Consider the following 25,731-nt stretch of genomic DNA (forward strand, 5'->3'; position numbering starts at 1 on the left):
AACGACGGGAAGAATTCGATTCTTCCCGTCGTTTGTTGATTCCGTGCGCTTTTCTTCTTCATTCCGTCCTACCATCAAAAAAGCGAGCCAGGTCGCGATTTTGGATGCGGCCCAGATCGCGGCGCAGCCGTCCGGCGGCGAACGGCCGGCCGTGGGCCGGATAGATGCGGCGCGCACCGGCGTCCAGCAGTTTTTGCCAGCTCCGGTAGGCCTGGTCCATGTCGGTCATGAACACGCAGCAGTGGCGCGTCCCGGCCCAGGTGAGAAAATTGGCGGCCGCGTCACCGCAGAAGGCTTCGCCGCTGTCGAGGACGACGGCCAGATGGTCGATGCAGTGTCCCGGGGTATAGAGCAGCGCTCCGGGCACGCCCAGCCGGCGCAGGAGCGCGTCGTCGTCGCCGCCCACGCGGAGGTCGCGTTCGCGCAGCGTAAAGGGCGGAAACGAAAGCGACCAGCGCGGATCGAAGCGCGCCTTGAGGCCGGCCAGGAAGCGGATGCGCCGGTTGACGTAACCGCCGCCGCGCGAGCGGTCGTTGGCGCCGCCGCGCAGCAGGTCGCCGGCCAGCCGGTGGGCGATGAGGATCAGGTCGGCGTCGCGGGTCAGTTCGTTGAGGAAACCGGCGTGATCGTCGTGATGGTGGGTCAGCGCCAGGCAGCGCACCTGCTCGAGCGGGATGCCGGCCTTTGCCAGCCCGCGCCGGTAGGCGGGGTAGTCGTGCTGGTAGCCGGCGTCGATCTGCAGGAAGCCGCCGTCGCAGGGCAGCAGGTACACGTTGGTCAGGCTGAGGGGAATGCAAACGGGCTGCATTTACACCCTCCCCAGCAGGATGCCGTAACCGTTCACCACCGCCCGCCAGGCGTTGGGGCCGCGGAAATAAGCCGCCTTCAGGTCCGCCGCGTTGACGTCCCTGGCCGCGCGGAAGCCGCGCGCCAGCAGGAAGGCCTCGCCGGTGCCTTTGGGAATGCCGAAGGTCAGCCCTTCGCCGGTCATGAAGCGGTAGCGGCGCATGTTGCCGACTTCGCGCTGCCTCCCGGCCTCCTCCAGCGCCTCCCGGTAGAGGTAATCGAAGACGATGGCGCTGCCCGGGGCCGAATTCCGGACCACGAAATCCAAAGTCGCGTCCACCGCCGCGGGGGTCAGGTACATGCTCACGCCCTGCCAGATGAACAGGCTGGTCCGGGCGGGGTCGAAACCGGCGGAAAGCAGTCGGTCGGCGAGGGACTGGGTGTTGAAATCGACCGCGACGTAGGTGACGTGGGCGGGGACGGAACCAAAAATCCGGCGCACTTTTTCCAGCTTGTCGGCCTGGGTGGCGGGATGATCCACCTCGAAGGTCTTTACCCGGCCGGACAGGTCGAAGCGGTAGGCGCGTGAATCGAAACCCGCGCCCAGAATGACCAGTTGCTGAATGCCGGCCGCGATGAAGCCGCTCAGGACGTCGTCGATGTAGCGCTCGCGCGCCGCCAGGAATCCGTTCACGCCCGGCCCGCGCAGTTCGGCGTAACCGCTGCGGATGAAAAAGCCGAGCACGTGGTACATCCAGGCCGGCACGAATTGCCTGGCGTAGGGGTCATAACAGATGCGCGCCGGCGCGGGTTTGCTGCTTTCGACGGCGCGGGCAATGGCAATACCCATGGCCGTCACGCTGGTTTGGTTTTTTCGCATGGCGTTCCTCAAAATAGGAGATCAGTCGTGCGCGTGCAGCCGGTTGCTGACTGCCTTGCCCACCTCGACCGAGACCAGCAGGATCAGGCTGATGCCGATCACCAGCCCCCACTCCTGCAGGCTGAGGGGCACGATTCCCAGCAGCGTACGCAGGCCCGGGAAGAGAAAGGCGATCGCGATGGTGACGAAGCCCAGCAGAACGGCCCACATGAGGGGTTTGTTGGTGCTCAGGGGGTTCATGCGGTAGAGCGGCTGGCGCATGCTGCGGTAGGCGAAGATGTAAACGATCGAGTTGATGGCGAAGCTGGCGAACACGATGCTGCGGCCTTCGATGGGGTTGTTGTGAATGTGGTAGAAGTGGCCGAACAGGTACAGCGCGAAGACCGAACTGGTGATGCTGATCACCCCGATCAGGATGGTCGAGAGGCGGGTCAGGATGGGTGCGTTCAGGGCGCGCGGCTTCTCGTCCATGATGCCCGCCTCCCTGGACTCGAAGCTGAGCACGATATCCAGCGGGCCGTCGCAGATCAGGTGGATCCACAGAATCTGGGCCACCGCCAGGGGCGCCGGCCACTGCAGCATCATGGCTGTGAAGATGGTCAGCACCTCGGCAAACGAGTTGGACAGGGTGTAAGCAACCACCTTGCGAATGTTGGAGAAGATGACGCGGCCCTCCTCGATGGCGGCCACGATGGTGCTGAAATTGCTGTCCAGCAGGATCAGGTCGGCGGTCTCCTTGGCCACATCCGTGGCGCTGCCCACCACCACGCCGATGTTGGCGCGCTTGAGGGCCGGGGCGTCGTTGACGCCGTCGCCGATCATGGCGGTCACCTCGCCGTTGGCCTGCAGGGCCTGGATGATGCGCAGTTTGTCCTGCGGGCGGATGCGCGAGAACACGGCCGTCTTCTCGACCTGATCGCGGAACTCCGCGTCGCTCAGCGCGGCCACCTGGGCGCCTTCGAGGGTCTCGTCGCCGGGGTGGATCAGGCCGGTGTTGGCGGCGATGCGTTCAGCGGTGCGGCGGTAGTCGCCGGTGATCATCCTGACGCGGATGCCGGCGTGTTCGGCCACCTGGATGGCGTTCACCACGCCGGCGCGGATGGGATCTTCCATGCCGAGCAAACCCAGCCAGGTATAACCGCTGTAATCCTCCAGGATGCCGTCTGTGCGGCAGGCCAGGCCCAGCAGGCGCAGCCCCTGACCGGCCCATTCGTCGGCCTGAGCCAGGATTTTTTCGCGCTCCGGGTCGGAACCGGCGCACATGCCCAGGACGATCTCGGGCGCGCCTTTCAGGAAGAAGACGTGCTGCCCGTGAAAGAGAGTGCTGGTCACGTCGGTGATCATATACTTGGTCTCGCTGGTGAACAGCTCTTCGCCCAGGCGCTGGGTGCTGTCGTATAAATTCTGCGGCCCGCCGTGGTTCAATTTCTCGGCGTACTCCCACAGGGCGATATCCACCGGCCCTTCCAGGTCGTTGCACAGCACCATGGTCTGCCAGGCGCGCTCCTCATCCAGCAGGTCGGCGCGGTTGACGCGCATGCGGCCCTCGGTGAGCGTGCCGGTCTTGTCGGTGCAGATGGCCGTCACCGAGCCCAGCGTTTCGACGGCCAGCAGGCGCTTGACCAGGCCGTTGCGCTTGAGGATCTTGCGCATGCCCAGTACCAGGATGACCGTGACGGCGATCAGCAGCCCTTCGGGCACGGCCGCGATGGCCAGGATGATGGAGGTGCGCAGCATCTCGAAGAATTTGTGCCCCAGCATCAGGCCGACCACCAGGATGACCAGCGTGGCGCCGACGACGATGTAGGTGAGGATCTTGCTGAAGGACTTGAGGCGCGCCTGCAGCGGCGTATCCTCCTCGGCGTGCTCGCTCAGGCTGGCCGCGATCTGGCCCAGTTCGGTTTTGATCCCGGTCCGGGTGATGCGCAGGACGCCGCGCCCGGTGACCACGGTGGTGCCCATGAAAACCCGGCTCTGCGGCGCGTTAGCGGAATCGGCCTGTTCATCCGGTCGGAGGGCCTGCTTGTTGACCGGCTCGCTTTCGCCGGTCAGGATGGCCTCATCGATCGAAATCTTGGTGGATTCGATCAGCTCGCCGTCGCCGGGGGCCTTTTCGCCGGCATTCAGCACCACCAGGTCGCCGGGCACCAACTCCCAAACCTCAACCTCCACGCGCTGGCCGCCGCGGATGACGGTGGTGGTGGGCTTGAGCAGGCCTTTCAGGGCCACGTAGGTACGCTGGGCCTGGTATTCCTGGATGAAACCCATGATCACGTCCACCACCACCACGAACAGGATGATGGCGAAGTCGCCGATCTCGCCCAGGAGCAGCGAAATCCCGGCCGCGGTCAGGATGATGTAGACCAGCGGGCTCTTGACCTGGTTGAGCAGGATCGTCCAGACCGAAACGCCTTTTTCGGCGGGCAGTCGGTTTTCGCCGAACTGCCGGCGGCGTTCCAGAACTTCGGCGGCAGGTAAACCACTGAGAGGGGCATTTTTTAAGGATGTTTCAGCATCCCGGGGCAGTGCATCCATTTTGTTCCTCGACTTGGATGAGAATCCGGCCGAACGAAGCCGTCCGGCCGGCGGGCGGGGACGATCTATTTTTCTTTTACATGGTTGATGCCCTGCTGGAACAGGGCGATGATGTGGGGGTCGACGACGGAATAATAGACTTCCTTGCCATCCCGCCGGGCGTGGACCAGGTGCATCTGGCGCAGTCCGCGCAGGTGATGCGAGACGGCCGATTCGGTCACGCCGACCCATTCGGCGAGCTGCGTGACGTTCATCTCGCGGTCGATGATGGCGGAGAGGATGCGCACGCGGCTGGTGTCGCTGAAGGCACGGAAGAGTTCGGCTACGTGCGCGGCCAGGTGTTCATTCAAGACGGGAGAGGTCATGGTTCAGCCTATAGATGCAACAATTGAGTATATGTTCAGATGTTATTAGTGAATAGTATAGATCGTTTTGGCGTTGAGTCAATCGGTACCGAGGTGAAAAATCCAAAATGACTGGTAGCAACGGCGTTATTCATTCGACCGCGCATAGAATGGTATTGACGGCGTAAGTCCTTGTATGACCGACGTCATTCCATCGCAGGCGAGACCTATGGACAGGGCAAGGCCGTTCCTTTGGGGGAGGACATCCATCCCGGCCCCGTTATAATGATTCTCATCCCCATTTAATAATGATACCCTGGAGTAATTTGCATGCCTCCTATTCTGGAAGTCCAGCAATTGGTCAAAAAATACGGCGAGAAGACCGCCGTGAACGGCATTAATTTCGAGATCCAGGAGGCGGAAATCTTCAGCCTGCTGGGACCCAACGGCGCGGGCAAGACCACGACCATTTCCGTGCTGTCGACCCTGTACGCGCCCACTTCCGGCGACGCATTGATCGGCGGGCATTCGGTGGTGCGCGAGCCGATGGCGGTGCGCAAGCTGATCGGCATTGTGCCGCAGGACCTGGCGCTTTACGAGGACCTGACCGCGCGCGAGAATCTCTCCTTCTGGGGGCAGATGTACGATCTGAGCGGCAAGGCGTTGAACGCGCGCATCGATCAGGTGCTGGACCAGATTGGGCTGCGCGAGCACGCCAACCAGCGCGTGCGCACCTTCTCCGGCGGCATGAAGCGCCGCGTCAACATCGGCGTGGGGCTGTTGCACCAACCCCGCCTGCTGTTCATGGACGAACCCACCGTGGGCATCGACCCGCAGTCGCGCCGCGCCATTCTCGATTCGGTCAAGGACCTCAATCGCCAGGGGATGACCGTGCTGTACACCACTCATTATATGGAGGAAGCCCAGGAGTTATCCGACCGGGTCGGCATCATCGACCACGGCGATTTGATCGCCCTGGGCACGCAGGGCGAACTGACCCGCCAGGTGGGCGAATACGAATCGCTGCAACTCCACCTGAGCGAAATGGACGACGCCGATGGGCTGGCCAAATCGCTGCGCAGCCTGGAGGGCGTGGTGCGGGCGGATGTGATCGATCACAGCATCACGCTGATCACGCCAGACGCCGAACGGATCCTGGCGTCGGCGGTAAGCCGCGCCAACGAGCGCAACATCAAGATTCGTTCGATTTCCATCCAGGAACCCAACCTCGAGGCGGTTTTTCTGCACCTGACCGGGCGCGCTCTGCGCGATTAAGGAGCCGCCGTGAAAAAAATCTTCCTCATCGCCTGGAAAGACCTGACCCTGAACTTTCGCGACCGGGCGGCCATCATCCTGATGCTGCTGGCGCCGTTTGTGCTGACGCTGGGACTGGGCCTGGTCACCGGCGGCTTCTCCACATCCAGCAGCTCGAGCGGCATCAGCGCCGTTCCGCTGGCGGTGGTCAATCAGGATGAAGGCGAACTGGGCGGCGAACTGGTCAACGTGTTCCAATCCGAAGACCTGGCCGACCTGCTGCAGCCCGAAGTATCCTCCGACCCGGCCGCCGCGCGGGCGCGTGTGGACGCAGATGAGATTGCCGCCGCCGTGGTGATCCCGGCCGGTTTCAGCGCCGGCGTCATTCCCGACCCCGTTACCGGCCAGACCGGCCCGGCCGTGGCCATCGAAATCTATGCCAATCCCACCCGTCCCAACAGTTCGGGTATCGTCGAATCGATCGTCGAGCAGTTCGTCAACCAGGTCGAAATCGGCCGGGTCGGCGCGCAGGTGGCTGTGAGCGGCCTGATCCAGACCGGGCGCATCCAACCGCAAGACGCGGCTGTCGCCGGCGCTCAAATTGGCTCCAGCCAGGCCCAAAACGCGGCTTCCAGCCAACGCATCACCTTGAAGGGGGTGCAGGCGAGCAGCTCCGCGCCGGATTTCAATGTCCTGGCCTACATGGCGCCGGGCATGGCGCTGATGTTTCTCATGTACACGGTAAGCCACGGCGGGCGCACCCTGCTGGTCGAGAAGACTCACGGCACGCTGCCGCGCCTGCTGGTGGCGCCGGTGAATACCGGTCAGGTGCTGCTGGGCAAAATGTTCGGCATCTTCCTGACCGGCGTGGCCCAGATGCTCATCCTCATCATTACCTGCTCGCTGCTCTTCCAGCTCAAATGGGGTGACCCATTGGCGGTGTTGATTCTGGTGCTGGCTTGCGTGGCCGGCGCGGTGGGCTGGGGCATGCTCATCACCGCCCTGGTGAAATCGCCCGGCCAGGCGGCCAGTTTTGGCTCGGCGGTGATGCTGATCTTCGGCATCCTGGGCGGCAGTTTCTTCGATGTCAGCCAACTGCCGGGCTGGTTCCGCGCTTTCAGCCGCATCACGCCCAATGCCTGGGGGCTGGACGGCTTTACCGCCCTGGCGATGGGCGACGGTCTGGTCAAAATCCTCCCGGATATCGGCGGGCTGCTGGTTATGGGGTTGGTGTTGTTTGGCATTTCATTATTCTTGTTCAAGCGCCGCGGCGTGCTCCAGGGTTGAGGAGAATCGGATGAACAAACTGCTTGCCATCATTCGCAAGGATACAGAAATTCGCTTCGCCTCATTTTCGGAGTGGCTGTTCTTCCTGATCCTGCCGATCTTCTTTACATTCGTACTGGCCGGCGGCACCGGCACGTACAACGATCCGCGCACTGCCCTCACGGTGGTCGATCAGGCCAACTCGCCCCTTTCGGCGCAGTTGGTGACCGAACTGAAAAAATCGGATTCCATCCGGCCGGTGCTCAAGCCGCTGGCCGAAGCCGAGGATGAGTTCGAGAAGCGCAACGTTTCGGCGCTGTTGGTCATCCCGCCGGATTTCGACCTGGCCCATCTGCGCGAGGGCTCGCTGAGCCTGGACCTGCGCCAACTGCCCAACAACCTGGGCGCGCTGGCGGCCTATCAAACCGTGGAGTCTATCCTGCAGCGCCTGAGCAGCGGGGTGGAGATCGCCGGGCAGAGCGTGGCCGCCGCCGAGCAAATTCGACCCTTTGCCAGCGCCCAGGAACGCAACGCCTACTTCGATGCGGCCCTGAGCGCTGCCCAGAGCGAGATCGAAGCCGCGCCGGAACGGGTGAGCATTACCCGGGCCGCCGTCGAGGACCCGGTGGATTACGACCCGGCGGCCAACGCCTCGGCCGGCCAGATCATCACCTGGGTGTTCATTCCGCTGTTCGGCATTTCGGGCATGTTTGCCTACGAACGCGCCACCGGCACGCTACGCCGCCTGCTCACCTCGCCCACCCGCAAGGCCACCTATCTGCTGGGCACGCTGCTGGGCATGGTCTTCTGGTCGCTGGTCCAGATGCTGCTGTTGATCCTGTTCGGAACCTTTGTCATGAAGCTGAATTGGGGCCATTCACCGGCCGCGCTGGCCGTCATTCTGGTCAGTTCGGCGCTGGCGGCATCGGCCATCGGGGTGGCCTTGGGCGCCTTCGTCAAGACCGAGAGTCAGGCCAGCGGGCTGAGCATCATGCTGGGCATGGTGATGGCGCTGCTGGGCGGCTGCTGGTACCCGTTGGAACTCTTCCCGTCGGTCGTGCAGCAGGCTGTCAAAGTGCTGCCCACGCGCTGGGCCATGCAGGGCATGCTGGATATCGTGCTGCGCGGGCAGGGCCTGAGCGCCGTGCTGCCCGAAGCCGCCGTGCTGCTGGGCTTTGCCGCGCTGTTCTATGGGATTGGGATCTGGCGGTTCCGGTATGAGTGAAGAGTGATGCGTAAAGAGTGAAGGGTCGATTCGGTATTCGTCAATTCGGTATTCGTTGATTCGGAATACGGAGTCCGAATATCGAGTACCGAATACCGCGTACCGTGTACCGCATACCGAATACCTCATACCGCGTACCGAATACCGTTTTCACTCCCTCCCGCGGTATAATCCAACGCGTTAACTCTGGCGTTGGAGACCAACTTGGAACTCGTAACCGATATCATCATTGCCGTTGGACTGGCAATGGATGCGTTTGCCGTGTCGCTGGGTGTGGGCACCAGCGGCCGCGCCCGGGATGGGCGGTCCGTTTTTCGCCTGGCGTTTCATTTTGGCTTTTTTCAGGGCGGAATGACCCTGTTGGGTTGGCTGCTGGGCAGCACCGTGGTCGATCTGATTGCCAACTTCGACCACTGGCTGGCGTTCGTCCTGCTGGCCTGGGTGGGTCTGCGCATGGTCAAGGAAGGTTTTGCCAGGGACGGCGAGGAAAGCGCCTTTGCGGCGGATCCATCGCGCGGGCGCGTTTTGATGGTCCTGTGCGTGGCCACCAGCATCGATGCGCTGGCGGTGGGCCTGAGCATGGCCATGCTCGACACGAACGTGATCTTTGCCAGCGTGGTCATCGCCGTCATCACATCCGCCCTTTCGCTGGTGGGCCTGCTGGGCGGCAACCGGTTGGGCAGCCACTTCGGCAAGCGCATGGAAGTGCTCGGCGGTCTGCTGCTGGTGGGTATTGGGGTGAGGATACTGGTGAGCCATCTGTTGGCATGAAGAGTGAAGAGTGAGGAGTGAAATGAAAGAATTCACGGTTCACTCTTCACCCATCACTCCTCACTTCTTCTTGATATAATTAGGACATAGGAGGCCCGAATTCTATGTCCGATCGTTTTTTCCGCCGAAAAGAAGACGAGCTCAAGGCGCGCAGTCAGAAACGGCTCCCGCCCGGCCAGGCGTTGACCAACAAATTCCCGGTCCTTCATTATGGGCCGGTTCCGGCCTTCAACCCTGCCACCTGGGATTTTCGCATCTGGGGCGAAGTGGAAAGCCCCCTGCGTCTATCGTGGGAAGAATTCAACCAGCTCCCGCGCACGCGTCTGGTGATGGACATTCACTGCGTAACGCGCTGGAGCAAGCTGGATACCGCCTGGGAGGGCGTGTCGTTGCGCGACCTGGTCGAGCGCGGCATCCTCAAGCCGTTGCCGACCGCCCGTTTTGTTTTTCAGCATGCCGAATATGGGTTCACCGCCAACCTGCCGCTGGAAGTGTGCCTGCAGGAGAATTTCCTGCTGGCCACGCACTACGATGGCCAGCCGCTCAGCCCCGAACACGGCTACCCGCTGCGCGGCATCATCGGCGCCATTCCGAGACGGGATGACCTGAACGTGCCTTATTTTTGGAAGGGCGCCAAATGGCTGCGCGGCCTGGAATTCATGAGTCAGGACCGCCTGGGCTTCTGGGAACAATCCGGTTATCACAACGACGCGGACGTGTGGAAAGAGCAGCGCTACGCCTGACGGCGTCCGTTTTGCGAATCATCTTTTCGATCCAGGTCCCAAGCGCGACCATCCAAACGACGGGCAGGCACACTCTCCCAACCCCGTGCGGGGAGCGTGCCTGCCCGAAATGTTGGCGGGTCGCCTTTTTTCGATTCTTCTTCAATCACCCCTATCATTTTTGATAAATGGTTTCAATAATTGCTAAAACCGGGTAATTATTACCGATCTATTCTTTTTCTGGCCTGATGCATAGTTGACAGGGGAACCTCGAGATGTATAATGCTTAACATGCGATTGGCGGATCGCATTCCATTACCGGTTCGCCCGGTAATTTTTGTAAGTCAATCCCGATTTCTTCACAACATAACTCAACACAACCAGTACGACCCAAAAGCAAGAGCCTTAGGAGGAGATGTATGAAATCTCGGAAGTTTTTTGTATTCATTACCGCCATTGTGGCATTGGCGATGCTGCTGAGCGCTTGCGCCCAGGCAACGCCAGCCGCCACAGCGGAACCGACCGCTGCGCCGGCAGCGACCGAAGAACCCACCGTGGCGCCGGTCGAACCGACGGCAGCCCCAGAGCATCCACTGTGGAGCAAGGAACTTAGAGAGGCCATTGCTGCCGCCATCGACCGCGAAGTAATCGTGGACCGCGTGTTCGAAGGCCGCAACACACCGGCCTATTCCATGGTCCCGTCCGATTATCCTTACGCCACGGAACCCTTCCTGGATAAATACGGCACCCGCGACCTGGAGTTGGCCAAGAAGCTGCTGACAGACCTGGGCTATACAGCCGACAAGCCTTTCAACTTCGAACTCTGGTACCCGCCCGAGCACTATGGCACCACCACCGCGGATGTCATGCAGGTCATCAAGGAACAGCTCGAAGAGACCGGCCTGATCAAGGTGGATCTCAAGTCGCAGAACTGGGCTGAATACGTCGACAGCTTCGTTGCCGGCAAGCTGCCCGCCTTCATCCTGGGCTGGTTCCCCGATTTCGTCGACCCCGACAACTGGCTGACCCCGTTCGCCTCCTGCCTGCAGTCGCCGGATAATGGCGTGAACTACTGCAACCCGGCAATGGACGAACTGTTGACCAAGGCCGCCACCACCCCGGATGGACCCGATCGCGAGGCCCTCTACAAGCAAATTGGTGAGCTGTACGCCGACGAAGTGCCCACCCTGCCGCTCTTCTGGGAGCCCGAGTTCATCACCTACCGCAATGGCGTGGAAGGCATCAAGATCAGCTCGGCCTTCGAGTTCAATTACTACCCGCTGTCCTTCACCGCAGATGCCAAACCCGCTTCTGGCAAAACCGACACCATCATCATCGGTACTACGGATGAGGTCAACAGCCTGGATGCGCAGGACGCCTACGCCACTCACGACTGGGAAATCATCAAGAACACGGGTATGCCGCTGCTGACCTACGAGCCCGGCACCACGAACCTGATTCCCGCCGCCGCGGCCGATCTACCCAAGGTCAGCGAAGATGGCCTGACCTACACCTTCACCCTGAAAGACGGCCTCAAGTTCGCGGATGGCACCCCGGTCACTTCGGCCGATTACCTCCGCGCCTGGCAGCGCATCGGCCTCGAGGGGCAGGTTTCCGGTCTGGTGCAGAACTACGTCAAAGACGTAACCGCGCCTGATGCGAAGACTGTGGTCTACACCCTGAAGAACAGCTACGGCTTCTTCCCCGCGCTGGCTGCCACGGCCCCGTTTGTGGTTACCAACCCGGCCGAATTCCCCACCGATAAGATCGTGGCCTTCCCCGAGAAGATCGATGGCATCGGCCCATACCGCATGGTTTCGCACACCCCCGGCGAGCAGTTGGTCCTGGAAGCCAATCCGAATTACATCGGCGAAGCCCCCAAGATCAAGAATGTGATCATCCGCTACTACGCTGACCCGGCAACCCTGGCCAACGCGGTCGAAAAGGGTGAGATCGACATCGCCTGGCGCACGGTCGGCCCGGTGGAAGCCGTTCGTCTGCAATCCGTAGCCGGCCTGACCGTCGAAACCGTCAACGCCCCCGCGCTGCGCTACCTGGTATTCAATGACACCTTCATGGTCGGGAGCAAATAACGCTCCCTTAATCCGCCAACGCTGAATGAATCTGGGGGCGAGGGTAACCTTGCCCCCAGGAGTTATTGAAGGCTCCCCCCGTTATTTTACATAGAAGGTCCAAGGCTTTCGATGCCTTTTCTATTGCCAGAATCCGTCAATTCTGGCGAGAGAGCGTGTTAATCAAGACTTGAAACTTCCAACGATATGCTATTTTAAGTAAAAAATCTCTCCTTTTGGAGACGCCGTATGTCCGCATCTCTACGCAAATTTCTAATCACCCGTATTCTTCTCACCATTCCCATGGTGTTGATCCTGATTACGCTGGTGTTTCTCATCATGCGCATCCTACCCGGCGATCCGATCCGCTCACAGCTTGGCCCGCGCGTCAGTGAAGAGCAGGCCAACCAGTTACGCGAACGCCTGGGCCTGAACCGCCCGTTGATCGTCCAGTATGGCGAATTCCTCTGGCAGATGGTCACGTTCGACTTCGGCACCGCGCTCACCCAGGGTGAACGCCCGATCAAACAGGAACTGGCCGAAAAACTCCCCGCCACCATCGAGCTCTCCATCCCGGCGGTCATTTTCATGGCCGTTTTTGGGGTGGGTTCGGGCGCCTACGCCGCCAAGAACCGCAAAAAACCAGTCGATTATCTCCTGCGACTGTTCAGTATTGTCATTTACTCCATCCCGATCTTCTTTATGGGTTTGATGTTTCAAATTGCCTTTTCGGTAAAGCTGCCCGTGTTCCCGCTGGCCGGACGCATGGATACTTTGATGCAGGTGAACTTTGTTTCACCCACTCATTTCTATGTCATCGATGCCATCCTCACCCGCAACTGGCCGGCATTGGGTTCGGCATTAATGCATTTGATCCTGCCCTCCTTTACACTGGGACTGGCGCTGACCGGTGTCTTCATCCGCCTGACGCGCGTCAACATGATCGAAATCCTGCAGTCCGATTTCATCACCGCCGGGCGCGCGCGCGGCATCTCCGAAAGACGGCTGGTCTACAAACACGCCCTGCGCAATACGTTTATTCCCATCCTGACGCTGATCGGTCTGCAGTTCGCCGCCCTTATGGCGGGCGCGGTGCTGACCGAAACGACCTTCTCGTGGCCTGGCATTGGGCGTTACCTGGTGGAGCGCATCCAACTCCGCGATTACACCGCCGTGCAGTCTACGATCGGTGTGTTCGCCATGTTCGTCGCGGCCATCAGCCTGATCATGGATGTGTTGTATGCATTCGTCGATCCCCGCATCCGGTACTGATCCGGCGTAAAGGAGAAATGATCCCATGGAAGAAAAACAAATAACTCCTGAAGCCGTTCCCCAATGGCAGTTGGACCTGGACAAGGTCGGTTTCGTGCGCAAGCTTTTCCTGGCGCGCAAGTGGTACGGCGGTGATTGGTGGTTCGTGGCCGTCAGCGCCGTGCTGTTGTTGTTCATCATCCTGTTGGGTGTGGCGCCGAAATGGTTTGCCCCCTACGATCCGCGAGCCGAGGTCGGCCCGGCCCTGCTGTCTCCGGGTGAAATCCCTCTGGGCTATGTGCTGGTGGTCCAGGCTGACAGCACTGTGACTTCCTTGAAAGAAATCGGAACCAACAAGAACAATATCGGTTACGTGGTGGGCAGCGCTGCCAGCCAGGCGCTGCGGGATACCATCGACGAATTGAACGCCGCCGAAAAAGCGGCCGGCTCGGGCATCACCTACCAGCCCCGGCCGCGCCGGTATGAGACGAACGACCTGGGGTTGGCCGATCTCCAGGACGGCAAGCTGGACGCCTTCGTGGCCAGCATGGAAGAGCTGACGCCCCTGCTGCCGAAGTTCCCGGGCGTCAAAGTGGCCGGCAATCTGACCGGCAATACCAAAACGTTTACCCTGGGCACCAACCAACTCGGCCAGGACGTGCTCAGTCGAATCATCTGGGGCACGCGCATCGCTTTGATCGTCGGCCTGAGTTCGGCCATCATCTCGTTCTTACTGGGCGTACCGCTGGGCCTCATATCCGGTTTCATCGGCGGACCGTTCGACCGCGTGCTGACCATGTTGATGGACAGCCTGTACTCCTTCCCGGGTCTGATCCTGGCGATTGCCATTGCCGCGGTGCTGGGGGCCGGCATTGGAAATATCATTGTGGCCATCGCGGTGTTGTACATTCCAACCTACTTCCGGATCGTGCGCGGGCAGACTCTTTCGGTCAAGAACGACCTGTACGTCGAAGCGGCCCGCAGCCTGGGCACGCCCCCCTGGCAGATCCTGACCAAATACATCCTGCCCAACGTCATCCCGTCGGTTGTGATCATCTTCTCGGTCAACGTGGCGGACGCCATCCTGACCGAGGCCGGCCTGAGCTTTTTGGGCCTGGGCCTGCCGCCGGACACACCCGACTGGGGCATCGACCTGTCGCGCGGGCAGGATTACATCCGCCGCGCCTGGTGGTTGATCACCTTCCCCGGCGTGATGGTCAGTCTGGTCACTTTATCATTCAGCATGCTGGGTGAGAGTCTCGCCGAGATTCTCAACCCGCGGCTGGCGGAGTTGTAAACGATGGACCAATCTTTTCCTCTGGTACAAATCCGCGATCTATCGGTCACCTATAACACCCGCCTGGGTCCGACCAGCGCGGTGGATAAGATCAGTTTCGACATTCGCCGCGGCGAAATCATGGGTCTGGTAGGCGAGAGCGGCTGCGGAAAGAGCACGCTCGGCAAAGCCCTGCTGCGCATGATCATGCCCCCTGGCTACATCAGCGGCGGCCAGATCATCTTCAACGGCGAAAACGTCATGAAGTTCGACGAAAAACGCCTGCGGGATTACCGCGGACGTCAGGTTAGCATGATCTTCCAGGACCCGATGACCTCGCTCAACCCGGTGCAAACCGTGGAGCAGCACCTGGAGGAAGCCATTCAGGTGCACGAGGCCGAGACCAAAACGCCCTATATCATCAAGCGCATCCAGACCCTGATCGAACGATTGGGCATCATGCAAAGCCGCCTCGACAGCTACCCGCACCAGCTTTCGGGCGGCATGCGCCAGCGCGTTATGGTCGGTCTGGGGCTGGTGTTGAACGCCGGGCTGATCATCGCCGATGAAGCCACCACCTCACTGGATGTAATCGTAGAGGCCAAGCTGGTCGACCAATTGCGCGAGATCCGCGACGAATTTGGGGTGAGCATCCTGGCGATCACGCACAACATCGCCCTGGTGGCCGAAATCGCAGACCGCGTGGCGGTGATGTACGCCGGCAATCTGGTGGAACTGGGGGATGTCAACCGCATCTTCGACGCGCCCCTGCACCCCTACACCCAGGGCCTGCTGGCATCGGTGCCCACCACCGAAATCAACGCAAAGAAGGAGCTCTACAAAATGCCCGGCGAGCCGCCCAACCTGGCGCGCCCGCCGTCCGGCTGCCGTTTCCATCCCCGCTGCCCCGCGGCCATGCCCATTTGTTCGCGCTACCGGCCCGCGCTGGAAGAAGTTGCGCCCGGGCATTGGGTGCACTGCTGGTTGTATCAAGATCACCCGGAAAAGGTTGAAAAGACGATCAAGGTGGCCGCATGAACGTGGAAATGTCTGCTCATCAACAGGAAAACCTGGTGGAAATCCAGGACCTGAAAAAATGGTTTCCGGTGCAAAAAAGCTTCCTCGACCAGATCCTGGCCGGGCGCAAGGATTTCGTTCGCGCGGTCGATGGGGTGACTTTTAACATCAAACGCGGCGAGGCATTTGGCCTGGCGGGTGAATCGGGCAGCGGGAAGACGACCATCGGCCGCCTGGCGATCGGCCTGGAAACACCCACCGAGGGCACGGTGCGCTTCGACGGCATCGATCTCAGCACGCAAAACGAACGCGAGATGCGCCACCTGCGCCGGCGCATGCAGGTGATCTTCCAGGATCCGATGGCCTCGCTCAACCCGCGCATGACCCTGGGCGACAGCGTGGTGCAGGGCCTGAAGATTCACTACCCCGAGGCGGCCGAAAAACACCGCGACACACTCCTGGAAATCTTCGAACGCGTGGGACTCAGTCCGGCGCGCTACTTCATCAATAAATACCCGCACCAGATTTCGGGTGGGCAGCGCCAGCGCGTGGTCATCGCGCGCGCGTTGATCACGCGCCCCGATCTGGTGCTGGCCGACGAACCCATCGCCATGGCGGATGTGAGCGTGCGCGCGCTGCTGCTGGATTTGATGGTTCAACTGAAGCAGGAATTCAACCTGACCTATCTGTTCATCACGCACGATCTGGCGACGGCCAAATACATTTGCGACCGCATCGGCATCCTCTACCTGGGCCGGTTGGCCGAAGTGGGCGAGCTGAAAGAGGTCTACAGCTACCCGTTGCATCCCTACACCCAGGCCCTGATGGCGGCCGTGCCCGTCCCCGACCCGCACAAACGCCGCACTCAGCCCATGCCGGCCGGTGAAATTCCGAACCCCATCAACCCGCCCTCGGGCTGCCGTTTTCACCCGCGCTGCCCCATCGCGCAGGCGATCTGCTCGGTGGAGGAACCCGAACTGCGCGAACTGCGCCCCGGTCATCTGGTGGCGTGCCATTTCGCCGAGAAGTTCCTGTAGGAAATTCACAGGATCGACAGGATTTTAAGGATCAAAATCGGATGCTGCGTTTTTGACAGCATCCGATTTTTTACGCTGGGGTACGGTCGGGCCAACGCCTAGGGGGCACGGCTGTGTCTTTTTAACCCATGCGTATGGGCACGGCTATGTGGGGAATATACGTAATATCGTAACCCGGCAGGCGACTCGAACGGCGCTGGAAGGGTTGCATACTAAAATTGTTTATTGTTTTTTTCAGGAACCGCTGTCAGCGATCAATCCAACCAATTTCTTAAGGAATGGAACCGGCAGGGCCATTTGGACGTTTAATACAAAAAGGATACAATGGGTGGAATTCTGGCATTCTTCTGGCAATCGAGGATCAAATAGGTTGACATTCATGCAACGAATTCGTTCGATCTTCCGGCGAGGCGGAGCGGTGTGGCTGGCGCTGCTGCTGGTTTTGCTGTTCACCTGGACCGCCAGCGCGGCCGGCGGCGGCACGACCATCTATCTGCCGTACGTGGCCAAACAGCCCACGCCTACCGCCACGCCTACACCCTTACCGCCGCTGCCGTCCGATTATTCGGTAAGTTATTACGTGCAGACCAACAGCAATCAGGCGGCCTACGACAAGGGTTGTGCGCTCGGCCAGACCGATTTGAACCTGGCCGGCGCTCAGGACCGGCTGGTCATCCTTGACTTCGGCCAGCCCTGGTATGACGATTACGGCACGCTGGGAACGTTGATTTTCCGCGTTCCGCCGAACACGAACTGGACGTTCATGTCGATCGGCGCCATTGGCGAATTCGCCAAGAATTTTGCCACCGGTTACTGGGTCTGCACGGGCAGCGATAAGGCCTCACACCTGACTCTGGGCATTGGCACCAGCAATTACCTGGGCACCGATCCGCCGGTGGACATGAAAGTGCCCGGCACGGTTCGAAATCACGGCAGCCAGTGGGCTCAAATGGTGTTGAACGTGAATGCCTGGTTGTCCACCCAGCATTACGCCGCGCAGGTGACCGCCGCCGGCGCCAATGACATGGAACTCTCCTGGGCCACTTCCGCGCTGACCCGCGCCTGGGTGGACGGGTTCGATTCGGCGGATAACAATTCAGCTCTCTACTATAATTACGGCGCCTGCGAGGGCTGCCCGCAGACTTATTACGCCGACATCGGTTCGTGGACTGGAGGGAAGAATTATTCCTGGCATGTCGAAGATGTCTGGTACATTTCCTGGGGCATCCCGCCGGCCTGGGTGGTGCCGGAGATCTATTTGAGCAATGAAGCCAACGCCAAGCAATGGCAGACCGTCAGCAAATACGCCAAGGTGCAAAAGGGAATGCGCATCGATTTCTCAGGCGTGATGACCCAATCCGGCGCCTGCCAGCAGCGCGGCGGCTGCACCGGCACCAGCAGTGATACGATGAACACCCCACAGGAGGGTTGGAACCAGTTGTGGAAGTACACCTTCGCCGATCCCGACACGCGCATGAACCGCCTGCCCTGGATGACGGACATCCGCTATTGGACCAACTGAAGAGGAGTGATGAGGGATGGGTCGAAGCGTTGAGAAAAAATGGATTACAATTTCTCATAACTCATAACTCATAACTCATAACTCATAACTCGTAACGAAGAACGAATCAACCCCTCACGAATAACGCAACCTATGAAACGCATCTACTTCTTTATCGGAACCCTCTTACTGATCGGCCTGCTCTTCTGGGGCGGGAGCGTGCTCGCCAGCTCGAAGACCCCCGAACAGCAGCAGCTCGATTCGTTGCAGGACCAGGCCGCCAACGCTTCAGACCCGGCCGTGAAGGCGCTGCTGCAGCAGAAGGCCGAGCCGTTGAGCGCGGCCCAGGCTGCCCAGGCGACCGCCCAGGCCAACGCGCCGGATAAGCCCAGCGACGTGTGCGGGCTGCGACCGGCGGCCGATCCGAACGCCACCCCGGCCCCGACGATCGAAATTCCGCGCGGCATCAGCGACTGGCTGCAGCCGCCCTTTTCGCCGCAGGAATTCAGCGTGACCAATCAGTGGAACGACCAGGTGGACGGCGTCTGGCTGACCGCCTACGCCGGCGTGCTGGGTGATGACCCCGATCAGGGCGCGATCGTCGCCGTGGATGCGCAGGGCAACTACTTCCGCTACCTGTTGAACAGGGGCTCCGGCGCGGCCCGATTTGCCGCCGCTGACGGCTCGCTGCTGACCGTCGAAACCGGCAACGGATCGACCTACCAGCTCGATATGGCCGCTTTGACGCTCACCGACGCGCAGGGGCAGGTGCTGCAGGGCGTCCAGCAGGCCGCTCCGGCTACCGTGAGCAGTTCAGGTCCGTGCCAATAGACCGTTCAGGCTTCGCCCGGCGGCCCTTTTTCGACATCCATTAAATCGGTTTCACGAAGGCCCTGACGCAACATCACGGCCTTCTTTATCGTTTCCAACAGCAGCGGCCACAACTGCGGGCGCGCAACCTGGAACTGCTCCAGCATGTTCTGGATGGATTTGATATCTTGCGCCAGAGCCAGGGTTTCTGGCGGTACTGCATAGCTGCGCTTGACCGATAACAGCTTGCGCTCTTCGATCACGTTCAGCAGGCCGCGCGCGGCCAGACCGTTCTGGATGCGCGTCACCACTTCGGCAAACGGATCATCGTAACTGGTCTTCAACCAGACGTAGATCAGGCGCGCCAGGTCACCGCTTTCTTTATGCACGTCGCTCGAACCGGCGGCAGCCAACACATCGGCTTCCAGGGTTTGAGCGGGCCAGTCGGCGGATTTTCCGGTCGGTTCGACGGAGAGAATTTCTTTCTTGACGAGGCCGAACCAGCGCGAGTGTTCGCGCTGCGATAGCAGCAGGGTTCCTGTTTGAAGATTGGCCAACAGCGCGCTGGCCAGCGCCGCCTGCACCAGTTGGGCAAGATGGACTTCGCGGCCGGAATGCAGCAAGCGCGTGCGCCGGGAAGCGCGCGGTTCGCCGGCGAATTGTTCGCCGTTCAGGTAGACCAGTTCGCTGGGGGTCAACTGGGCCAAAGGGGTCTCCTTGAAAAGGGATAACGCTAAGTGAGCTAAATTTTATCAGAAATCCGGCGCCCGGCCAGAAGAATAGTTGTGCAAATTGATTAATAGAACTACAATTCTATTATCCAACCACTTGAAAAAGGAGATCCCCATGTCGAAGATCAAGCGCATCCCCACGCCCTTCAGTTATTCAGACGCTGTTCAGGCCGGCGACACGGTTTATCTGGCGTTGCACCGCGGATTCGCCGAGGATTTCGAAGGCCAGTGCCGCAACGCGCTGGAAGGCATTCGCAAGTCGCTGGCGCATTTCGACCTGGGATTGGAGAGCCTGGTCAAGGTAAACGTGTGGCTGAAGCACGTCAGCGACCTGCCCAGGATGGAGAAGATTTTCTTCGATTATTTCGAAAAGGACGGTTTTCCGGTGCGCATGACCTCCACCACCGAGTTCATCGACGAGGATTGCCTGATCATGATCGACGGGGTGGCTTTTATCGAATAGCGGTTCGCGAATCTCCGGATCGGTCATCGGACCCGGATGGGGCAGCCGGTTTTCGTTTCCGGTCTCCAACCGGCCGTTCAACGCTACGGCGCGGGCTCCGGCGGGCGAACCCCGGTGAAGAACAGGATGGTAAAGGCCTTTAAGCGACCTTTCTCGAAGCGCAACGTATACTTAATTAATACCATTCGACGGAACAAGCCCCAGCAGCCCGGTTGATCCGGTTCCTCCCTCGGACTGGTCTGTACAGAATCCGGAAAAGGGTATACTCGATTCTTAGGCGCCGTTCAGCGCGTCAAGGAGAAGGAATGACTCTGAATTTTGGCAGTACCCTGTTAATCGCAATCGGGATCATCGTGATTCTGATCCTGTTATCCGGGATCCGCTTCATCCCCAACAACCGGATTGGTATCGTCGAAAAGCGCTTTGGCAGCAAGTCGCTCAAAGGCGGTTTCATCGCGCTACACGGCGAGGCCGGCTACCAGCCCGACGTGCTGCGCGGCGGTTTGCATTACTTGATCCCCATCCAGTACGTGGTTCACATTGCCCCGCTCGTGACCATTGCCCAGGGCAAGATCGGCTACCTTTTCGCGCGCGATGGTGAGCCGCTCAGCGCCATGCAGGTGCTGGCCACCAACACCACTGCCAACGATTTCCAGAACGTGGCTCATTTCCTTAGCCACGGCGGGCAGCGCGGTCCGCAGCGCCAGATTTTGCGTGAAGGTACCTACGCCATCAACCTGGCCCAGTTTGTGGTCATCACCGAAGAACGCGTCTATTACATGCCGCTCAGCCGGGATGATCAGACCGTCATCCAGAGCATGGCCGAAGTGATCGCCAAACGCAACGGTTTTACCCCGGTGGTGATCAAGGATTCGGACGATTCGATCGGCGTCGTCACCGTGCATGACGGCCCGTCCCTGCCCTCAGGTGAAATCATTGCGCCGGTGGTGGGCGGGGATTCCAACGATTCGCTGACCTATCACAACAATTTCCAGATGCCGGATCGCTTCATCAACGCTCACGGCCTGCGCGGACGCCAGCTTCAGGTGCTGGTCGAAGGCACCTACTACCTCAACCGGCTGTTTGCCACGGTCGAGATGATTCCCAAGACCGTCATCGAGGTCGGCTTCGTGGGCGTGGTTGTTTCCTACACCGGCGGTCTGGGTGAGGATCTGTCGGGCAGTGAATACCGCCACGGCGAACTGGTGAGCACCGGCAGCCGGGGTGTGTGGAGCGAACCGCTGCTGCCCGGCAAGTACGCCTTCAACACCTATGCCGGCAAGGTGGTGTCGGTGCCGACCACCAACATCATCCTCAAGTGGATCAAGAGCGAAATCGGCTCGCACCACTTCGATGAAAACCTCTCCGAAGTCTCGCTGATCACCAAGGACGCTTTCGAGCCTTCCCTGCCGCTCTCGGTGGTCATGCACATCGACTACCAGAAGGCCCCGCTGGTCATCCAGCGCTTCGGCGACGTGAAGAAACTGGTCGAGCAGACTCTCGACCCGATGGTCTCGGCGTACTTCAAGAACATCGGCCAGACGCGCACGTTGATCCAGCTCATCCAGGAGCGCAACGACATTCAGCGCATTTCCAGCCAGGAAATGAAGGATAAGTTCACCCATTACAACCTGGAACTGGAGGAAGTGCTGATCGGCACGCCGACCACGACCGGCGAGGATAAACAGATCGAGATCATCCTCAACCAGTTGCGCGCGCGCCAGATCGCTGTGGAACAGATCGAGACCTACCAGCGCCAGCAGGTGGCGGCCGCCAAGGAACGCGAACTGCGCGAAGCGCAGGCGCGCACCGAACAGCAGCGCAACATCACCGAATCCGAACTGAGCATCACGGTCCAGTCCAACCAGGGTAAGGCCGAATACCAGCGCGCCCTGCAACAGGCGGCCCAGATCCGCGCCCTGGCTGAAGCGGAATCCGAACGCATCGCCCGTACGGGTATCGCCCAGGCCATCGCCACCGAGGAACAGGTGGCCGCGTACGGCGGGCCGCAGTTCCAGGTGACCCAGCAGGTGATGAACCGCTTCGCCGAAGCCGTGCAGCAGTCCCGCGTGGACGTGGTGCCGCGGGTGGTGGTGGGCGGCAACGGCGGCGAAGGCGGCGCCTCCGGCAGCAGCATCATGGAAGGGCTGCTGACCCTGCTGCTCTCGGATAAGCTTAACCTGGCCGTCACCGGCGAAACCGCCGGCAAGGAACGCAGCCCTGAAGCGGATAAGCTGCGCGAGGAAATTCGCCAGAGCCTGAGCGAAAAACGCCAGGCGCCCGACGCGGGAACGACCCCGCCGGCGGCTAAAGCGTAACCCGGCCGTTCAGCCAATAAAACGCGCCCTCCTTGAAAAGGAGGGCGCTTTCTATAAAAGACTTTGATGGCGCCGGTCGCCCGCCCTCGTCGAGGGCAGACCATGCGCCGCTTCTTTCCTGGTTTCCGACCGAATCATCGCTTTCAAAATATCCTTGCTACCGGCTCAAACATTTTTGATTCCGTGATAAATTTCGACATCTTTGTAAATGCTGCGATCGCTTTACACCGTATTATTTACAGGATGGCAACCATAAACTGTAAATCGCAATTCCGGGGTTGCCTGATATACTCGGGGGCATGACTCGCTCGCGGCTCGTTCCGTACCTCCAGGCAACCTTCGCGGTGCTGCTGTGGGGGGCGTCGTTCGTTGCCACCAAGGTGGCGCTGCGCTACCTTGCGCCGGATGCGCTGGTCTGGCTGCGCTTTGGCATGGGGCTGGCCCTGCTGGGCCTGACCATGCTCGCGCGCCGGCAGTTCGAGCTGCCCGGGCGCAACGACCTGGCCTATTTTGCCCTGCTCGGTTTGATCGGCATCACCTTTCACCAGTGGCTGCAATCCAATGGGCTGGTCACGGCCCAGGCCACCACCGGCTCATGGATCGTCGCCACCTCGCCCATTTTTATCGCGCTGCTGGGCTGGCTGGCGCTCAAGGAAAAGCTGAGTGCCTTCCAGATCCTCGGCATCGGGGTAGCCGTGCTGGGCGTGCTGCTGGTGGTGTCGCGCGGCGACCTGCGCGCGCTGGTTGGCGGCAGGGCAGCGACGACCGGCGACTTCCTGATGATGGTCAGTGCCCCCAACTGGGCGGTGTTCTCGATCCTATCGCGGCGCGGGCTGAAGCAGCACCCGGCGGCGCGCATGATGTTCTACGTGATGGCTTTTGGCTGGGGCTTCACCACGCTGCTTTTCCTGCTCAACCCGCAGTTCGCGGCCATGCGCCAGATGCCCTGGGACGGCTGGATCGGCGTGATTTTCCTGGGCGTTTTCTGCTCGGGGCTGGCGTACATCTTCTGGTATGACGCGCTGAAATCCATCCCGGCCTCGCAGGTGGGCGTGTTCCTGTACATCGAGCCGCTGGTGACGGTGGCAGTGGCCTGGGCGGTCCTCGGTGAGCGGCTGACCTGGGCTTCGCTGATCGGCGGGGCGGTGACACTGACGGGCATCTGGATGGTCAACCGGCTCAAGCCGGCTCCCCGGGATGAAAAGGTGGAAGGCGCGGTTTAACTGCAAAGTGCGCGAAGAACTCAAAGAAGGAAAGAAAGCGCTCTCCATTTTTAATGATGGAGAGCGCTTGTTTTATGCAGGGCGGGCCAGGCCGGCACCCCGATAGCGAACCGGATCGATTACTACGCCGGAGCGTAGATCAAGGCCAGCACACCCCCGGCGAAGGTGCGGCTGGACACCAGGCGCAGCGCAGATTGGGCGCTGTTGGTGAAGATGCGCTTGCCCTTGCCCAGCAGCAGCGGATAGACCAGCAGGTGCAGTTCATCCACCAGCCCTGCCGAAAGCAGGAAGTCCACCAGCATGCCGCTGCCGCTGACGACGATATCCTTACCGGGCTGCCCCTTGAGGTCCTTCACGGCCGCGGTGATATCGCCACGGATGGGATGCGAATTGTTCCACTCGAGCGTTTTCAGGGTGCGCGTGACCACATACTTGGGCATGCTGTTGAACTGCTCGGCGCCTTCATCCGTGCTCTTCGGCCAGGCTTTGGCGAAACCCTCGTAGGTCACGCGCCCCAGCAGTTGGGCGTCGCAGGCGCTGAATTCAGCCCCTTTGAATTGGGCGATTTCAGCGTTCCAATAGGGCAGCGACCACAGGCCGGGCTCTTCCATCCCGCCGTCCAGTGAAACGAACTCCGTTACGATCAGTTTTCTCAACTCAGCGCTCCTGTATTGTGAACCGGTGAGATCGGACCGCCACAACCGTCCGGCTGCGGGGCGGGGCGGCCGTTTCGAGCCCGCCGATCAGGGCTTTGGAGGCGGCCGCGACGGCCGCCACCGCGGCATCGAAGACGGCCCGGTTGGCCTGCGACGGCCGGTTGAAGCCGCTGATCTTGCGCACGTACTGCAGCGCGGCTTCCTGAATTTCGGTCTCGCCGGCCGGCGGCTCGAGGTGATAGAGCGTCTTAATGCTGCGGCACATGGATCAGGATTTTTCGGCCGCGCCGACGCGCGCCAGCAGTTTTTCCAGCCGTTTGACCATCTCGACCGCGCCTGCTTCCATGCCGGTAGCCAGCATACCGTCCCGATCGGCCACCGATTGGAAAAGCGTATGCTCGATCACCCGCGTCTTGCTGCCCAGAGCCTCGAGCCGGTAAATTTCCAGCAGGACGTGATCCGGCATCGCTTCCCACTCGAAGGTGTAGATGTACGTTTCGGGGAACTTCAGGCTGTGGAACACACCGTGGAAGGCATATTCCGTACCCGCCGGATCGTGCTGGATCACGCGCCACTGGCCGCCCGGGCGGACGTCCATCTTTTCCACCACGGTGGTCAGGGATGCCGGTCCCCACCACTCGCCGACCAGGGATGGGTCGGTCATCACCTTGAAGACCAGTTCGCGCGGCGCGTTGAGTTCATAGGTGGTGAAGATCTCCTGCTTTCCGGGTTCAGCCGTCATCTGCATGTTGCCCATAAGATTACCTCCTAGACCTGGACCGGTTGATAGTTCAACTGGACCAGGCCTGATTTGAAAATTTTGGAACCGACCAGTTTGAGGGGAATCCGATCCAGCAGCCCCTTGAAAGCCGGATGGCCTGCACCCAGGATGATGGGATTGAAGAACAGGCGATATTCGTCGATCAGCCGGTGCTGGATCAACGTCGTCGAAAGGTCGGCGCTGCCAAAGATGGCCATGTTCTTGCCGGGCAGCGCTTTCAGGCGCGCCACCTCGACGGCGGGATCGCTTTTCACCAGGCGCGAATTCTCCCAGTCTACGTGGTCGAGCATGCGCGAGAAAACGACCTTTTGCAGGCGGTTCATCATGTCCGCCACCAGCGGGTCGTCGCGTCTGGCTTCCGGCGAGGGCCAGTACGCCGCCATGAGTTCATAGGTCCGGCGCCCGAACAACAGCGTATCCAGTTCGGCGTTCAACGCGATGGCATATTCGTTGAATTCCGCGTCCACCGTATGCCAGTCGATTTCGTGCTGCGGCCCTTCGAAGAGGCCGTCCAGGGTGAGCATGTTTTGAAAGATCACTTTTCGCATTTGCTTTCCTCAAACCGATAAATATGACAATGTAGGTCAATTATAGAATATATATTCGAAGAATGCAAGATATTTTAAGAAAGAAGACAATATTTGTAAACAATGCGCCGATTTATGAGATTGCGGTGGACCTCGATCTCCCCGCCCGTGCGATGGACATGGGGTCTTGCGGTTCAAGGCGCGGCAGGCAAATTTCACAATCAGGTAGATTTCTCACACAGCCGTGCCCCTACGCATATGGCGATGCAGGCAAATGCCATAATC

The 25,731-nt window shown here is 60.4% G+C and carries 24 protein-coding genes; 15 read left to right on the forward strand and 9 right to left on the reverse strand.

Translation table 11 applies throughout. The features are described from left to right. Positions 1 to 58: 58 nt before the first annotated feature. The 4 genes from LARV_RS03675 to LARV_RS03690 form a co-directional block, all read right to left on the reverse strand. Complete coding sequence (locus LARV_RS03675; RefSeq protein WP_075072366.1) at positions 59 to 808, reverse strand: MBL fold metallo-hydrolase; 750 nt, start codon at positions 806 to 808, stop codon at positions 59 to 61. Beyond that, on the reverse strand, positions 809 to 1,666 hold the full coding sequence (locus tag LARV_RS03680; protein WP_075072367.1) for an SAM-dependent methyltransferase: 858 nt from the start codon (positions 1,664 to 1,666) through the stop codon (positions 809 to 811). It abuts the gene before it with no gap. A gap of 21 nt (positions 1,667 to 1,687) precedes the next feature. Further along, positions 1,688 to 4,201, reverse strand: a complete 2,514-nt coding sequence (locus LARV_RS03685) for a cation-translocating P-type ATPase (protein ID WP_075072368.1) — start codon at positions 4,199 to 4,201, stop codon at positions 1,688 to 1,690. A gap of 65 nt (positions 4,202 to 4,266) precedes the next feature. Continuing rightward, a complete protein-coding gene (locus LARV_RS03690) occupies positions 4,267 to 4,566 on the reverse strand; it encodes an ArsR/SmtB family transcription factor (RefSeq protein WP_152031682.1) in 300 nt (99 codons plus the stop codon). A 309-nt stretch (positions 4,567 to 4,875) separates the two neighbouring features. On the opposite strand from LARV_RS03690, the gene LARV_RS03695 reads away from it, so the two are divergent. From LARV_RS03695 to LARV_RS03750, 12 genes are all read left to right on the forward strand, one after another. Continuing rightward, positions 4,876 to 5,820 carry an ATP-binding cassette domain-containing protein gene (locus tag LARV_RS03695; protein WP_075072369.1) on the forward strand — a complete coding sequence of 315 codons (945 nt, stop codon included), beginning with the start codon at positions 4,876 to 4,878 and terminating at the stop codon, positions 5,818 to 5,820. Between the two features lie 9 nt (positions 5,821 to 5,829). Continuing rightward, positions 5,830 to 7,086, forward strand: a complete 1,257-nt coding sequence (locus LARV_RS03700; RefSeq protein WP_075072370.1) for an ABC transporter permease — start codon at positions 5,830 to 5,832, stop codon at positions 7,084 to 7,086. Positions 7,087 to 7,096: 10 nt separating this feature from the next. Then, positions 7,097 to 8,290: an ABC transporter permease gene (locus LARV_RS03705; protein ID WP_075072371.1), complete on the forward strand. Its 1,194-nt coding sequence runs from the start codon at positions 7,097 to 7,099 to the stop codon at positions 8,288 to 8,290. 204 nt (positions 8,291 to 8,494) lie between these two features. Next, positions 8,495 to 9,061 carry a manganese efflux pump MntP gene (locus LARV_RS03710; RefSeq protein ID WP_075072372.1) on the forward strand — a complete coding sequence of 189 codons (567 nt, stop codon included), beginning with the start codon at positions 8,495 to 8,497 and terminating at the stop codon, positions 9,059 to 9,061. Between the two features lie 104 nt (positions 9,062 to 9,165). Further along, positions 9,166 to 9,804, forward strand: a complete 639-nt coding sequence (locus LARV_RS03715; RefSeq protein WP_075072373.1) for a sulfite oxidase-like oxidoreductase — start codon at positions 9,166 to 9,168, stop codon at positions 9,802 to 9,804. A gap of 398 nt (positions 9,805 to 10,202) precedes the next feature. Further along, entirely contained in the window at positions 10,203 to 11,876 is a 1,674-nt protein-coding gene (locus LARV_RS03720; RefSeq protein WP_075072374.1) for an ABC transporter substrate-binding protein, read from the forward strand. A 228-nt stretch (positions 11,877 to 12,104) separates the two neighbouring features. Then, the gene (locus LARV_RS03725; RefSeq protein ID WP_075072375.1) at positions 12,105 to 13,127 is read left to right on the forward strand and encodes an ABC transporter permease; all 1,023 of its coding nucleotides are present in this window, start codon (positions 12,105 to 12,107) and stop codon (positions 13,125 to 13,127) included. A gap of 25 nt (positions 13,128 to 13,152) precedes the next feature. Continuing rightward, positions 13,153 to 14,403, forward strand: coding sequence for an ABC transporter permease subunit (locus LARV_RS20540; RefSeq protein WP_075072376.1), 1,251 nt, complete (start codon positions 13,153 to 13,155; stop codon positions 14,401 to 14,403). Between the two features lie 3 nt (positions 14,404 to 14,406). Next, complete coding sequence (locus tag LARV_RS03735) at positions 14,407 to 15,420, forward strand: ABC transporter ATP-binding protein (RefSeq protein WP_075072377.1); 1,014 nt, start codon at positions 14,407 to 14,409, stop codon at positions 15,418 to 15,420. An 8-nt stretch (positions 15,421 to 15,428) separates the two neighbouring features. Next, positions 15,429 to 16,436 (forward strand): ABC transporter ATP-binding protein, encoded by a 1,008-nt coding sequence (locus tag LARV_RS03740; RefSeq protein ID WP_075075099.1) that lies wholly within the window; start codon positions 15,429 to 15,431, stop codon positions 16,434 to 16,436. A gap of 379 nt (positions 16,437 to 16,815) precedes the next feature. After that, complete coding sequence (locus LARV_RS03745; protein WP_075072378.1) at positions 16,816 to 17,958, forward strand: hypothetical protein; 1,143 nt, start codon at positions 16,816 to 16,818, stop codon at positions 17,956 to 17,958. 132 nt (positions 17,959 to 18,090) lie between these two features. Next, positions 18,091 to 18,768, forward strand: a complete 678-nt coding sequence (locus LARV_RS03750) for a hypothetical protein (RefSeq protein WP_075072379.1) — start codon at positions 18,091 to 18,093, stop codon at positions 18,766 to 18,768. A gap of 5 nt (positions 18,769 to 18,773) precedes the next feature. Here the strand turns inward: LARV_RS03750 and LARV_RS03755 are convergent, their stop codons facing one another. Further along, positions 18,774 to 19,454, reverse strand: coding sequence for a hypothetical protein (locus LARV_RS03755; protein ID WP_075072380.1), 681 nt, complete (start codon positions 19,452 to 19,454; stop codon positions 18,774 to 18,776). A gap of 139 nt (positions 19,455 to 19,593) precedes the next feature. Here LARV_RS03755 and LARV_RS03760 point away from each other — a divergent pair, with 139 nt between their 5' ends. The 3 genes from LARV_RS03760 to LARV_RS03770 all read left to right on the forward strand — a co-directional run bounded on the left by LARV_RS03760 (position 19,594) and on the right by LARV_RS03770 (position 23,482). Beyond that, positions 19,594 to 19,941 carry a RidA family protein gene (locus LARV_RS03760; RefSeq protein WP_075072381.1) on the forward strand — a complete coding sequence of 116 codons (348 nt, stop codon included), beginning with the start codon at positions 19,594 to 19,596 and terminating at the stop codon, positions 19,939 to 19,941. A 305-nt stretch (positions 19,942 to 20,246) separates the two neighbouring features. Further along, on the forward strand, positions 20,247 to 22,259 hold the full coding sequence (locus tag LARV_RS03765; RefSeq protein WP_075072382.1) for an SPFH domain-containing protein: 2,013 nt from the start codon (positions 20,247 to 20,249) through the stop codon (positions 22,257 to 22,259). A gap of 299 nt (positions 22,260 to 22,558) precedes the next feature. Then, positions 22,559 to 23,482, forward strand: a complete 924-nt coding sequence (locus LARV_RS03770; protein WP_075072383.1) for a DMT family transporter — start codon at positions 22,559 to 22,561, stop codon at positions 23,480 to 23,482. A 122-nt stretch (positions 23,483 to 23,604) separates the two neighbouring features. On the opposite strand, the gene LARV_RS03775 is transcribed toward LARV_RS03770, so the two are convergent. Genes LARV_RS03775 through LARV_RS03790 form a run of 4 tightly spaced genes read right to left on the reverse strand, consistent with a single transcriptional unit; the run spans position 23,605 to position 25,467 of the window. After that, positions 23,605 to 24,138 (reverse strand): dihydrofolate reductase family protein, encoded by a 534-nt coding sequence (locus LARV_RS03775; RefSeq protein ID WP_075072384.1) that lies wholly within the window; start codon positions 24,136 to 24,138, stop codon positions 23,605 to 23,607. 1 nt (position 24,139) lies between these two features. Then, entirely contained in the window at positions 24,140 to 24,403 is a 264-nt protein-coding gene (locus LARV_RS03780) for a DUF2277 domain-containing protein (protein WP_075072385.1), read from the reverse strand. Positions 24,404 to 24,406: 3 nt separating this feature from the next. Next, complete coding sequence (locus LARV_RS03785; RefSeq protein WP_075072386.1) at positions 24,407 to 24,895, reverse strand: SRPBCC family protein; 489 nt, start codon at positions 24,893 to 24,895, stop codon at positions 24,407 to 24,409. A gap of 11 nt (positions 24,896 to 24,906) precedes the next feature. Beyond that, positions 24,907 to 25,467 (reverse strand): dihydrofolate reductase family protein, encoded by a 561-nt coding sequence (locus tag LARV_RS03790; RefSeq protein ID WP_075072387.1) that lies wholly within the window; start codon positions 25,465 to 25,467, stop codon positions 24,907 to 24,909. Positions 25,468 to 25,731 lie beyond the last annotated feature (264 nt).

The sequence above is a fragment of the Longilinea arvoryzae genome (assembly GCF_001050235.1).
GTDB classification, from domain to species: domain Bacteria; phylum Chloroflexota; class Anaerolineae; order Anaerolineales; family Anaerolineaceae; genus Longilinea; species Longilinea arvoryzae.